Annotated in this window: 12 protein-coding genes; all 12 read right to left on the bottom strand. The window is 49.8% G+C overall.

Features of this window, described 5'->3' with window-relative positions:
* Positions 1 to 305: type VI secretion system baseplate subunit TssE (gene tssE / locus IO95_RS19775; RefSeq protein ID WP_037386809.1), on the bottom strand; the 305-nt coding region annotated here is incomplete at its 3' end.
* A 3-nt stretch (positions 306 to 308) separates the two neighbouring features.
* The gene (gene tssJ, locus IO95_RS19770) at positions 309 to 854 is read right to left on the bottom strand and encodes a type VI secretion system lipoprotein TssJ (protein WP_023492836.1); all 546 of its coding nucleotides are present in this window, start codon (positions 852 to 854) and stop codon (positions 309 to 311) included.
* Positions 832 to 1,917, bottom strand: coding sequence for a type VI secretion system baseplate subunit TssG (tssG, locus tag IO95_RS19765; RefSeq protein WP_023492835.1), 1,086 nt, complete (start codon positions 1,915 to 1,917; stop codon positions 832 to 834). The genes tssJ and tssG overlap by 23 nt, the downstream gene beginning before the upstream one ends.
* Positions 1,881 to 3,635: a type VI secretion system baseplate subunit TssF gene (tssF, locus tag IO95_RS19760; protein WP_023492834.1), complete on the bottom strand. Its 1,755-nt coding sequence runs from the start codon at positions 3,633 to 3,635 to the stop codon at positions 1,881 to 1,883. Before tssF ends, tssG begins: the two co-directional genes overlap by 37 nt.
* A gap of 121 nt (positions 3,636 to 3,756) precedes the next feature.
* Positions 3,757 to 7,218, bottom strand: a complete 3,462-nt coding sequence (locus tag IO95_RS19755) for an ImcF-related family protein (protein WP_023492833.1) — start codon at positions 7,216 to 7,218, stop codon at positions 3,757 to 3,759.
* A 238-nt stretch (positions 7,219 to 7,456) separates the two neighbouring features.
* A complete protein-coding gene (locus tag IO95_RS19750; RefSeq protein ID WP_023492832.1) occupies positions 7,457 to 8,674 on the bottom strand; it encodes a hypothetical protein in 1,218 nt (405 codons plus the stop codon).
* On the bottom strand, positions 8,674 to 8,940 hold the full coding sequence (locus IO95_RS19745) for a PAAR domain-containing protein (RefSeq protein ID WP_037386805.1): 267 nt from the start codon (positions 8,938 to 8,940) through the stop codon (positions 8,674 to 8,676). The genes IO95_RS19750 and IO95_RS19745 overlap by 1 nt, the downstream gene beginning before the upstream one ends.
* A gap of 277 nt (positions 8,941 to 9,217) precedes the next feature.
* Positions 9,218 to 10,000 (bottom strand): hypothetical protein, encoded by a 783-nt coding sequence (locus IO95_RS19740; protein ID WP_037386802.1) that lies wholly within the window; start codon positions 9,998 to 10,000, stop codon positions 9,218 to 9,220.
* Between the two features lie 75 nt (positions 10,001 to 10,075).
* Positions 10,076 to 10,276 (bottom strand): hypothetical protein, encoded by a 201-nt coding sequence (locus IO95_RS19735; protein ID WP_037386799.1) that lies wholly within the window; start codon positions 10,274 to 10,276, stop codon positions 10,076 to 10,078.
* Positions 10,258 to 10,689: a hypothetical protein gene (locus IO95_RS19730; RefSeq protein WP_152554977.1), complete on the bottom strand. Its 432-nt coding sequence runs from the start codon at positions 10,687 to 10,689 to the stop codon at positions 10,258 to 10,260. The genes IO95_RS19735 and IO95_RS19730 overlap by 19 nt, the downstream gene beginning before the upstream one ends.
* A 233-nt stretch (positions 10,690 to 10,922) precedes the next feature.
* Positions 10,923 to 11,903, bottom strand: coding sequence for a DUF6708 domain-containing protein (locus IO95_RS23660; protein WP_051791214.1), 981 nt, complete (start codon positions 11,901 to 11,903; stop codon positions 10,923 to 10,925).
* 1 nt (position 11,904) lies between these two features.
* Positions 11,905 to 12,579, bottom strand: coding sequence for a hypothetical protein (locus tag IO95_RS19720; protein WP_037385431.1), 675 nt, complete (start codon positions 12,577 to 12,579; stop codon positions 11,905 to 11,907).
* Positions 12,580 to 12,933 lie beyond the last annotated feature (354 nt).

Genomic DNA, 12,933 nt, shown 5'->3' with positions numbered 1-12,933 from the left:
CCGGGGGTGCTCTGTTCCAGCATCAGCACATCAATCCTCTTCAGGCGCGGCTCATATTTCAGCAACACGTCAGACAGGGTAGTGATTAACTGGTGAGCCGTACCGGGCATCCCCTGCAGGATTTTGCTCATATCCGGCAGACCGTAGTCCGGTAAATGCGACAAGGTCCCCGCACGGCAGTTGAGTATACGCTGCATATTGTCCAGCACCGACATAATCAGCTGGTTCTCTTCACTGATTTGGTGTAAATCCAGCCCCCCGGCAAAGTTGCCGTAGAGGGTTTCATATAATGAGGGACGGGGCATGGGTTACTCCTTGACCGGGAGCAGGGTCAGGTGGTTACTGCCCGCTTCAATCACCCGTGGCTTGTCCGGGTCGAGCTCTTCACGCTGCAGCACCAGCTTCCAGTTGTTTTTGGCCATATCCGGGTGACGGAACATCCCCACCACCGCCACAAACTGGGTATCGGGGTCCATCGGTGCATCCAGCGAGGCATCGCCCCCGGGCTTCAACACCACCTCACGGCTGGCAATCAACTCCGCCGCCAACAGCGTCTCCCCGTCCTTCAATAACTGTTGGTAAACCAGTTTATCGAAAGCTTTACGGTCTTTAAGCTGATAGACCCGGATAACCACCGACTCTGACAGGGAGTTATTTTCATGGGCATCGGTATTGAGTGCTTCACGCGCCGTGAAGTCCAGGCGCAACACCTTTATCTTCTTATAAAAAATCGACGATACGGCGGATTTGGTGCCATCACTGACACTCTGGGTCAGGCCACACCCTGACAGCGTGCCCACCAGAACCGGCAACAGCAGCCAGCCTGCAGATTTAGTCAAACGGGTACGTAACACGTTGGTTTCCTTTTGTCTCGATTGCCGGGCATAAACCTTGGTAACCACCCAGCTCCATGGTGAAAGTGGTGGGGATATCGTCAGGGACACACTCCCCTTCGACCCCCAGTACGCCGCTCATCCCCAGCCAGAAGGGGGCTTCCCCCAACGGCGGTACACTGAGCAAGCGCGTATTGACCGTCAAGCGTATTTTGGCCTTGAAGCGCCAGCCCAGATAGACACGCAGCATCACCAGAAAGTCCTGATACAACTGCCCATCGGGCATCCAGCCGTGGGCTTCATCCTGGTCGTCGGTACTTAATTCAATCAGCAGTTGGCTGCTGGTATCCATCACCTCATCCCCCAACGGGGTGTTGCCATCCAGCACAAAGCCCCCTTCGTCGGTGAACATCAACGGGGTGGTGATGGCGATGGGCCGCAGGCAATAAGGGTGAACACGCACCCGGGTGGCCGGGGCCAGCAGTTGCACCAGCGCCTGCATCCCCTCTTCGGTCTTGCCCGGTTGGCGCAGCACACCGAGCAACGCCAGAAAGCGCGACACCGGGGTGGCAATATGGTTGGCGGTCCCCGGAATACCCAGCCCCACCAACCCCAACAGCGATTGCGAAATGTTGTCGGTGCCCCCCGGCGCAAAGGTGGCCGGGTAGGAGTATTTGCGCCAGATACGGTAGAACTGGGTCAAAATACGGTGGCTGAAGATATCAAGAAAACCTTGCAACGCCTCGTGCCCTTCCCGGTGCTGGGCAATATCATCCAGGTAGGTGGTGGGCAGGGGCGAGTCCACCCCATACAGCCCCATAAAGGTGGTGCGTATCACCGGCAGCGCGGCGTCATCCTCTTCATTGTATTCCACCAACTTGAACTCACTGGCGGGAAAGCCCATCCCCGGCCAGGGCGTCAAGCGCACCGGGTCATCCGTCGGGTGGCTACTGCTGCCTAACGGTGGCCGCGCCGGGTACTGCTTTTCCAGCAACTGGCAGAAGCGGTAAAAGTTCATCCGCGTCAGCTCGGCTTCCAGCCGGGGGGTTAACCGGGAATACGGCGGTTGTGTTTCTCTTCCCATTCCAGTCGTTCTCCGGTCGGTTGCAGAATGATAATCAGGCGGTTAAACAGGTAGATATCAGTATACAGGGCAAAGAAGCGGCTCAACATCTCGCCAAACAGGCTGATATCCCCCCGCCCGGCAAACCCCTGGCTGTCCAGCGTCACCTCTATCTGCACGCCACGTAGCAGGTAACCCTGCTCAAAGCGTTCGGTTTCACTGTGCCGCACCTCGACAATCGCTTCCAGGCGACGGCGGTTCATCTCGCTATGGGTCCACTCATACAGGGCCAGCGTACCGCGCAACACTTCGGCATTGTCCATCATCGACAAAAAGTTGCTGCCCAGGTGGCTTAACACCCGCCAGTGAAAGCGGTCACGGTCAGGGGGATAACACGGGAGTGTCGGCGCACACAGGTTACGCACCCGGATACTGGCGGAGGTGGTCTTCATCACCGTATCTAGCACCGTGCTTTGCAACGCCCGGCGCGGCAACTGGCCGTTGGTGCCGGTCAGGGTCAGTGACAGGCTCTCATCGGCTGGCACCGTATGCTGGTCAAAGGCCTCACCACCGAGAATCAGCCAGGTGTTATACAACCCGGAGGGGCCACGGCGCATGCGGGTATGGTAATAATACTCCGGGGCCTCATGGCGCATCATGCCCCCTTTGTGGCGGAAGCTGGAAAACGGCACATAGGTATGGCCCCCCGACGACATCACCGAATCCACGGAGTAAATCTCGGTATGCCCATCCTGCACGCGCATCGGCCGCAGCAGGTATTCGGTCTGCAGCGAATCGAGAGTCAGCGGGTCGGATTCCAGCGGGAACAGGTTAATCACCGGCACACAATTGAGCCGCAGGTGCTTTTCGTTAAAGCTGAAATCATGCTCCCAGCGCTCCGCCAGCACCACGTCCACTTCAAACCACGGCAACTCCGCCGGGAAAGCGACATTTTCCAGCCCACGCAGGGCGGTGAACATAAACTTTTCCCGGAAGGTAAAATATTCCAGCAGCAACTGATAACCACTGAAGCTGCTGTTGCCTTTTGGCCACAGGTTATCCTCGTTACCAAACCCCAGGGTGGTGAAATGCCCCTCCAGCGGGCGGCGGTCCATCTCGCCGGGCAAACGCAGCCATAGCCGCGCCACATTGAGGGTAAAGGCCTGGTGCATGGCACACGCCAGCGGTGCATCCGCATTGAAGTAGAACGGAATGCGACTGAGGTCGATACGGCTCCAGTCCGCCAGATTGCTGCAGTTAAAGCGCAGGTTGACCACCGAGCGACCATCTGGGTCGGTGGTCAGCCTGGCATGCTCCAGCGCTAACGGCTGCAGGCTGATTTCCTGGGTAGTGGTATACCGGCAGCGGGTCTTTTTCTCCCCAATCGGGCGGGAGAGCACCTCAAAGCCTTTGGTGATGCGCATCATCTCTTTCATTTCCTGCCAGTCGGGTGTGAACTCCACCACTGACAGGGAAGGTATGGTGCGTAAATAATGGGGCCACAGCAGGCTGACCAGCCCTTCGGTGAGTTCCGGCAGGTCGTCATCGAGCTTTTCACGCAACCGCCCCATCAGAAAGGCAAAGCCCTCAAACAGGCGTTCAACGTAAGGGTCGCGCGCATCCGCTTTATCAAGATTCAGCATCGCCGCACGGTCCGGGTGGGCCTGGGCAAATTCTTCACCGGCTTCAAGCAGGTAGCGCATTTCGGCGTCGTAATAACGCAGGGTTAAGTCGTCCATAAGGGTTCTATTTCTCTGAGTTTCAGCGTAACGGGTTAACCGCACAATATCGCCGCACGCACTGGGTCGGGGCTGATAAGCCCGGAGAGCAGGGACGCCATTAAACTTTGCAGGTCGGCCATTATTGTTCCCCCTCCATCAGGGCAATATTACTGTTACCGCTACTGTTTCCAGATAGGGCGTTCTCCGCCACCCCGGCGTCGACACTGAAAATTTGATCCGGCAGGGTAAAGTTGCGTAGCTGCAACAACGCCAGCGGGCCATTGCCCAGTTGTGAACGCAGTGCCCATTGCAGGGGCTGGCCGTCTGGGGTGGTAAAGCTCATCATCCACTGGCTGTGATCCAGTTGCTGGCGTTTACCTTGCTCCAACCAGCGGATAAAGCCCCAGGTGCCGCTGTAATCACCAAACAACCGCGCCCCGGCATTGGTGGTGCTCCAGGTGAGCATGGTACCCGGTTTATAGGTATCACCCGGCCAGCGGAAGCTCTGCCAGTCTGCCATCTGGTTAAAGTAGTGCAGTTTCTGCCCATCAATGGTCAGTTGGGTTTCCGTGACCTGCGCTGCTGGGCGGGCCTGCAGTTCAAAGCTGATCCCCTGGCTACCATCAGTAAACAAAATATCGGACAACTGGCTTAACTGGTTGATAGACTTAAGGAACGCAGGGTTAAAGGTCAACCCCTGGCTGTGCGCCGTGTCCACGACCCAGACACTGCCTTCCTTATGCAGCACCCCGCCCAGTTCGCTGGTGAGGAAGCGCTCAAGGCGGCCACTGTCCTTGCGGATAAACTCTGCCAGCATCGGCAGCGAGGCATCACTCTTGCTGGCAGCAAACGGATAACGCCCATCAAAGGCGGTATGCCAATTGGCCACCACCGCCCGGCTCCAGCGGTCATTAAGGCTGGCGGCCGAGGGTTGCAACACGGTTTGCCATGCCTGGGCCAGCGGTTGCACAAACAGGGTGCGGCCAAAGCTGCTCCACTCTTCCCCCAGGCTGGCGGCCACCAGGCTGCCGTATTGCTGGGTGTCGGTGAGGTCGACACTTTTCCCCTGAAACACCGTTTGGGCCAGGGTCTGCATCATCTCCTGCGGATCTGAACTGCTGGCCACCTGCTGCAAACGTAGTCGCACGCGGGTGATGCGCGTCAGGTAAGTCTGCAGGCTGAGGCTGTTATCCGCAGACATCACGTTACCGGCCTTGTTTTTCCCCATCAGGGTCAACAACGGGCCGAAGGTGTCATCCAGTGGGCCCTGAGGCCCGGCGGCATTCTGATCGATGGTGGGTTTCTCCTTGTTATTGATCAGGTCCTTGGCGGACTTGATAAGGGAATCCGACAACCCTTCACTCTGCTGCCCGGTCTGCCCCTGCCAGGACAGGGTATTCATCAACGCAATCATCGGTGATTGGCGGACATCACTCATCAGCGTCAATTGGTCGGTGACATCAGCAATATTATTGGTGGGGTTAAGGCGCAAGCTGTTGAGGAAACTGAGCCAGCTACCGGCAAAATCGGCAAAATAACGTTGGGTCAGGCGGGCTTTCAGCGCCTCGGGGGAAATATCCGTCGTGATGTTATGACCGCTGTCGCTAAGCACCCAGTCGATTTCATCGCGGCGGGAATTGGCGGCCTTTTCAATGGCCGGTTGAATGCCCCCTTCCCAGGCCTGACGGGTAAACATGCCCGGCACCACTTCATCAGTGTTGAACAGGCGGCGAGCATCGGTACCGCTGGTCATGTCCTCCAGCGTCACATCGGCAAAATTGCGACGTACCGATTTAAGCATGTTTTCATACAGGGTCCCTTCGGCATTACGCCGACCAATCTGTTGCAACAATACCTGGCGGCTCTGATTGACCAGCGGTGCCTCCGGGGTGATTTTCCACTCAGGCTGGCGCGGCAGCTCGGCAATATAAAATGCCCATAAATCCGGTGCCAGGCTCTGCCATAACCCGGGGGAGAGCCCCTGACGGGTGGGTTGCACCGTTTTCAGGGTATCGGCATAGAAGCTGGCATCCACCTTATCGGGGCGTGCCATCATCAACCAGGCTTTCAACGCGTCATAACCGGATTTGGCCAGCTCCGCACGCTCTGGCGTGTTGGGGGCCGAGTTGGCCAGGGTGGTCAGTTGCTGTTTAAGGGCCAGGCTGGCGGGGTCACGGATCAGGCGATTATTGGCTTCACCGTACCAGGGCATCATCGCCGCCAGCAGCGAGGCATTGTGGTCCAGGCCGAAGCGCAAGTACCACGGCGTCCCTTGCTGAACACGGTACTGCAGCCGCCCGGCGTCGTTACGCAGGTCGTGCAATGCGGTCAACTGCTCATCAGAGACCGCCGGTTGCGCCACCAGGGTGTGGGCTTTCTCGGCAATGGTGATCATCTGCTGGCGGTTAAGCACAAACGACAGCAACAAACCCGCCCACCAGAGCCCTATCACGGTCATCAGCGACCAGACCAGGGTGCGCTCCCAGGCCATCCCCACCCGGCGACCACGCACCTTGCCACACTCGTCAATCACCCCTTGCCAGATGGCCGGCAGGGTCAGTGCATGGGGAACGGCGTTCGGCGTGCCCAGTCCTGCGCGCTCGGCACTGTTGGGCTGCGGCAGGCTGAACATCAGGCCACGTAACGGCACTCGTTGCTGCGTGGCAAACAGCCAGGGGGTGAGTTGAACTTGCCAGCGCTCGATACCACCGGCTTGCAGTTGCTGCCCCAGACGCAACAGAAAGTCATGCTGCTGATACTCCAGCACCTGCTCTACCCCCTGCTGGCGCAGTTGCGGCAGCAGTTTATTCAGTTGACGGGCAACATCATCAGGCATGGCACGCCAGGGGAAGGAGGCCCCCACGGTCTGTTCGATACGCCCGGCTTGTGACCAGGAGCTGTCACACAGTTGCCATAACCACACCGGGGGTTGGTAACGCAACAGTTCGCCGATTTTCTCCAGCCCGCGCAGGTCGTTGTCACTGACTTGCGGTGTCAGATTCTGCTGCGGGCCCAGTACCCGGATAATGCCATCCAGCGGGCGACCCCGGCGCAATTTGCGCAGCGCGGTGTATTTTTCGCTATCAACCTGGGTGGTCAGGCTGCCGCCGTAAATCAGCACCGTGCGGCTGCCTTCCTGCCACTGGTTCTCTTTCAGGCCCGGCGCCAGCAGTGCCAGTTCGCTCTCATCCCCAGTGACCAGCAGCAGACGCACTTTACGCCGCCAGAACAGGCCATAACGGCGGGCGAGGTGGTTTTTGAGTTGGGTGATACTCATCAAGGCCGATGACTCTATTTCTGAACGGGTATGCTCAGTGACAGGCTTATTCCCACCAGAGATAGACTTCGCGTTACGATAGGCTTTCTTACCGAACAGATAGGTCGAAACGAAAAAGAGCACAATAAATAGCAACAACCCCCCTGTTAAGACCAGAGATAAGAAGAATAGCCGCTCCTGCCAGACGGAATCTGGTGAAACCCCCAATTGAGCGGGGTCATTTCTGAGTATCAAGCAAACAGCAATCCCCAGAAATAGAAAAATAAACAAAATAGACCATAACTGAAACGTGGTATTTCTTAACCCCTGTAATATGCCTTTCACCTGTATCTCCCAACACAAACCGGCTGGACACGCTAGTGCCAGTAATCGCTGATGAATTCAATGCGATATGGATAATATAATCAACTTTATTGAAGTGGCAGTCAGAAAACTATTTAGGGACAAATCGGCTAAAAACGATTTGAACACTGCTTGCAGTAGTACCCGGCTAGCCAAACTATATGCCACGGTTACCCTGCCAGATTTCTGACTTTTGAATGGTCGGGGCCACATCCTGCCCTTATGACTCTGCGGTTGGATAGACAACCAACCACCACGGCAAGCCAGCCGCCCCTGTGGTACTCATGATTAATTGCGCAGCAAGCGGCTGCCGGGAATTCCCTGCTGCCAAAGCAATGGCAAGCCAGGGGGACACCCCACCGGTATAGCCACTCTTGATATCTATATCTGTAAACTGCCCTTTAGCCTCAACACAAGGAAAATTGAGGTGATGACTCATCAGCAGCGCCTGTGCTTTATTTTCGGTTCCCATTCCTGCAAGCCATAAGTAAGCGACATCTTCCACCTGAGTATTTCCCCACTGTAAAGACTGCATCGCCGATGCATGGATCATTGCAGTTTCCTGCGAAAGTTCGGGCCGATGAACATGAGCCATAGCGCTGTCTGCAACAGTATTTTTGGCATGTAGAAGGAGTGCAACGGCTATCTCGCTTTCGCCATCTGCTAAATTTGACATTAACCTGACCGACAGAATCAGCAGTGAATCCATCATATCGGGTTTATCCAACCAATGGTCAATATCCACCAGTGCAAACTGCGGTAAGAATTGTACGACAGCGGATGCGGGTAGCCACGGCATAAGATTTTGCTGGATAGCCGCACTCTCTTCAACACTCAATGGGGCATCACTGTCCACTTGTATAACCACTGCCAATGAATGGGGTAATTTAAGTCGAGTCAATGCAGCCTGCAGAGCAACATCTTGCAAAAGCGAGCTCAGTCTGCGGGTAACTCTATCGGAAAGCTGCATTGTGGCATCATTAAATTGAGCCTGATAGCGGACTTCCTGTGTGGCTTCATCGACCAAAGCGGGCAATACTACCCCTTGAGGCAGCATAAATTGTTCTGTTAACGTATTAGCGCTGGCGACATGCGGCAAATGCACACATTCAGCCCCCAGCAGGAGAAAATTTTGCCCATGTTGGATCTCCTCCATCAAATCCCGCTCCCGCTCGGCATCCCAACCATCAGCTAACCACTCTGAAACCAGCCAACTTACCCAGCGGGCAGTAAATGCAAATAGCCATAGCACACAAGGAATACTGATCAAACAGTGCCAAAAAAGCGCCCCGCGTGTTGCACTTTCCGCTGGCCATAATTTAAGCGTAGTAAACCCGCCACCGAGTAGAAAAATCAGCAACAAGAGTAACCAACGTTTTACAGAGGGCCGTTGCTTTCGTTTAGCAACCGGAGGAATAGTGGAGAGATCAACTGGCATTATTTACTCGTCGTCGCATTGGTCAAGGAGGATATTAATGTACAACCGCAACTACATTTATACCCATCAAAAGCCACCGGTACCCCATTATCTTTCATCGTTGGGTGCCCTTCGGCAATATAAGAAGGGCTATGCCCAGTTATCGGGCAACTGACGGGATCATTCAGCCGAGCGACCCCAATCCCCTGAAACGTCATTTTTCCAGAACCAGAAAGCACTTGGCCGCCTCCTGTGGTTTTATCTCCGATACGGATTATACCTTTCATTTATTCCATCACTTTATTCATATGAATATACCCTGATACTTCAAGCAGTATGTGCGTTGGCTTTATTACGGTGCCCGTCCGTGGACCTCGCCCCTTGCGGGGCCGTCGAAAACGGCATTCAAATCGTTTCCTGACCGATTAGTCTCTGCGCCACTGCCTTCCTGCAACTCGAATTATTTGGGGGATATATCAAGAGGATTCATTTTTATTCGCATAACAAAAAAACAACTCCGTTTTCTCTGTCACCATCACAGGAATGTACCTTATCAAACTGATATTAGTAATCAACTAATACAGAGGTTTTATTAAGCTTTGCAAGAATTTTCTTTACTCCTTCTTGGTAATCTTGTTCTATGATGCTGGCATAACGTAACGTACATTTCCTATCTACTCCTGAAGATTTAATATGTAGTTTAAAGAGCTTTTCATTTTCTTCTATTAATGTAACATCGGCCAGAGGAACAAGATAGGTTTCTGCGTAGTTAGCTGGAGTAACAATCAGTTGATCCTGCGATAAACCAATAACAATACGGCCTTTTAAACGAAAAGAGAGGAATAATGATGCCAAACCAGCCCCAATGACTAGCCAGCCAGTCTGAACCCCCAGAGAACAGACAAACACACCTAATATAATAAACACAATACTTTGAATTGCCAGAGAGGCGACTTTGTAATGAAACGCCAATGACACGTCATTTGCTATATCTTTACTAAAAATCACCAGGTTATTATTGATACATTTCTCATAACTAAGCATAAACCCTACTAAAAAAACCAAACCTAATGGTATCATTACCAGTCCACCAACAAACGCCAGCACTAATCCTAGCTTAGGCAGTTTAAACAATATAGGCAAACTAATGAGCTGTATAAGAAAAGCAATAGTAAAAGGGAGCGCCATATATGACATTATATTTAATGATTTTATTTCTGAATAGGTGAGATCATAGTCCCCATAATTAAGGCCAGAACCCACAAATGAAGACAAAAGCCATAAGAAAGTCACTAAAGCAGCATTCAATAGCAACCCAAACCAGACAATTTTACTTATTTTTTTCACTTTAGGACTCCAGTATTATCCATAGATTTAAATTAAAAAAACATAAAGACTATTATTTACCATATAAATTTACATTTATCCGCGCGCTCTTTTTTTCAAAGCATAAAAGAACAGCGGCACTACAAAAGGAATAACAAAAATCATCCGTTGCGGGGCAAAGATAAGACCCGGGATCAGCATCACCATAGCTAAACAGAGCAGTAAAAATAAAATATTCGAGTTAGAATCTTTAATGAGCTTAATATTACCCTCCCCTTCTAAAATAACACTTTCCAACCTATCAACCATTTTTTTAAAGCTATCTTATCATCTTTATATTCATTACCACCATCATCACCTAAAATTTCCAGACATGAAAACTTAAACGTTTCATTGCTGGTGATAATCTTAAAACTAAATATTTTATTAAGATCGTCAACTTTAAATTTCTTTATTTCTTTAAACTTTATATCACCATATCTAGATGATGATATTCCATCGTCATCTATCTTTACTTTATCCAAGTGAGAATTTATTTTTATGTAACGTTCAATCAAAAAACCTAGTGGCGTCGTAATTATAAAGAATACCACCACACAACCAGCAATAGCCCACCCATTCAATACGTTCAACAAGTCATATTTATAAAAAAACCATATGAGAACCAAAGTTAAGCCAATGTAAAAAATCAACGAAAGAAATATTGACATAATTCTGACTTTTCTCGGCACATATCTATATGAATAGAACATATTACCCCTCACTAACTCTAATTCACTCATTCCTATAGTTGGCAAAATCAACCGTTCTGCCGCTCCCTGGCTTATTTTATCTTATTGATCCAACACACCATCCTTTTTATTAATCGACAACCTATGCCATAGGTTCTACGCCAACCATTTCTGGATATGAATTCTTCTCCCTCTTTCCCCTGAGTATTGACTTATTTTTTATCTTTACGCTTGTCCTTAAAAATATCTCGCCACGGTGTTTTATGGTTATTCTCTGCCGTGACCCTATAAGGATCATCCGCAGCCACCGGGCATAATGCTTCAATTTCTGCTGACCAAATAGGTCGTTTGCTGGTGATAATGGCAATATAACGGGGAATGCTAAAAATAAAACTTAATAAAAATATAAACGGGAACAATATCGGTAACAGGAATAGCGGTATACCATCATATTGTGAGATTAAATACAATAGACCAAAGTTATAGCTTTCCCGTTTATGTTCAATCGGCAGACAAAAATCCACCACCGATATCACTGCCTGTGGCCCCTCTTCCATATAGCGGCGCACAAATTCCCAATGGTGTTTCAGCGGTTCACGATCACCGTGGGTTGCTGGCAGGCAGAAAGTATCGACCACTGTGATATTATCCTCTGCCAATACATGGCCACTGATATAGTAATCTTTACTCGCACCTTTTCCATGGCTCAAACCGAGAGTAAAAAATACCTTGCCCCAAGGCACTGAGTAGCTAGAGCCATCAATACGGTGGGCATGCACCATACGGTTTTTTCTATCAAAGCGAATTGGGTAGTGCGTCCAGGCAAACCATTCGGTTTTAAGCAACTTTAACATCCAGTAAATTGCTGGTACTGACACTACTGTAAAAAATATAATGGTAAAAAAGGCAGTCAAATTAAAGTTTCGATTAAGGAATATAAAAATTACCGATATTAAAAAAATAGAAAACATAGAAAACCCAACAAAACTCACAAGACTACCTATTCCCTTAGGTGAGTAGTATTTATCTACCAATTCCATATAGTTAGAGTTTAAATTAATAACACTCACTTCCGGTGCTAGAGATTGATTTTTTAAATCAATCTGTTCATGTTGCTTAAGTTGATATTGTCTTTCTTGCTCATTCAATGGACGATTGAATTTAAACTTTGGAAACAGCCCGTAATAATCCATATTATTTTTTATCTACCTGATTTTGCTCTTTTCTTTTTTTCAATGCATAAAAGAACAGCGGCACGACAAAAGGAATAACGAAAATCATCCGTTGCGGGGCAAAGATAAGCCCAGGGATCAGCATCACCATAGCTAAACAGAGCACTACGAATAAGGCTGTTGAACTTGATTCTTTACTGGATCTAACATTAAGCCCTTGTTCACTGATGATGCGCTCTATCTCATTCGCCATCGCTTTTAGAGCTACGATATCCCCTTGATACTCCTTTCCGCCGCTATCACCTAGAATATCTAAACCTGAAAAATTTAATTTTTTCTTCTCTGTATAAATTTTAAAGCTAAATATCTTGTTAAGGTCATTAACCTTAAATATGGTTATATCTTTAACCTTTATCTCCCCAAATCTTTCTGATGATAGCTTTTCATTATCTAGAGTTACTTTATCCCATAATGAATTCCTCTCAATATAATTTGAAATCATAGTCATCAATGGTATCATAATTATACCTAACACGACCACAGAAACAATAATCATCCAAGCCTCTAAATTTTTTATAAAATAACTTATATAAACAAGAGACCCAATACTGATAAACATTAATAACAAAAATGCAAACACAAATGATGTTGCTATTATCCGTTTCTTTCGCGGCGTATATCTATATGAATAAACCATAAAATTATCCTTCGCCCAATGCCAATTTAAAGTCACTTATTTCCATTTGCACATTTGGGCAAATCAACCGTTCTGCCGCTCCCTGGCTTATTTTATCTTATTGATCCAACACACCATCCTTTTTATTAATCGACACCTATGCCATAGGTTCTACGCCAACCATTTCTGGATATCATGTTTATTAGCACCAGCCAAAAATTCTTCTCCCTCTTTCACCTGAGTATTGACTTATTTTTTATCTTTACGCTTGTCCTTAAAAATATCTCGCCACGGTGTTTTATGGTTATTCTCTGCCGTGACCCTATAAGGATCATCCGCAGCCACCGGGCATAATGCTTCAATTTCTGCTGACCA

Source organism: Serratia sp. DD3 (genome assembly GCF_000496755.2).
Note: the sequence above shows the minus strand (reverse complement) of the source record. Positions and strands in the feature narration are given on the sequence as shown.

Bases quoted from the DNA above. Each gene is read 5' to 3' on its own strand.
- IO95_RS19730 (WP_152554977.1), bottom strand. From the start codon at position 10,689: ATGTCAATATTTCTTTCGTTGATTTTTTACATTGGCTTAACTTTGGTT.
- IO95_RS19745 (WP_037386805.1), bottom strand. From the start codon at position 8,940: ATGAAAGGTATAATCCGTATCGGAGATAAAACCACAGGAGGCGGCCAA.
- IO95_RS23660 (WP_051791214.1), bottom strand. From the start codon at position 11,903: ATGGATTATTACGGGCTGTTTCCAAAGTTTAAATTCAATCGTCCATTG.
- tssG (WP_023492835.1), bottom strand. From the start codon at position 1,917: ATGGGAAGAGAAACACAACCGCCGTATTCCCGGTTAACCCCCCGGCTG.
- tssF (WP_023492834.1), bottom strand. From the start codon at position 3,635: ATGGACGACTTAACCCTGCGTTATTACGACGCCGAAATGCGCTACCTG.
- IO95_RS19750 (WP_023492832.1), bottom strand. From the start codon at position 8,674: ATGCCAGTTGATCTCTCCACTATTCCTCCGGTTGCTAAACGAAAGCAA.
- IO95_RS19720 (WP_037385431.1), bottom strand. From the start codon at position 12,579: ATGGTTTATTCATATAGATATACGCCGCGAAAGAAACGGATAATAGCA.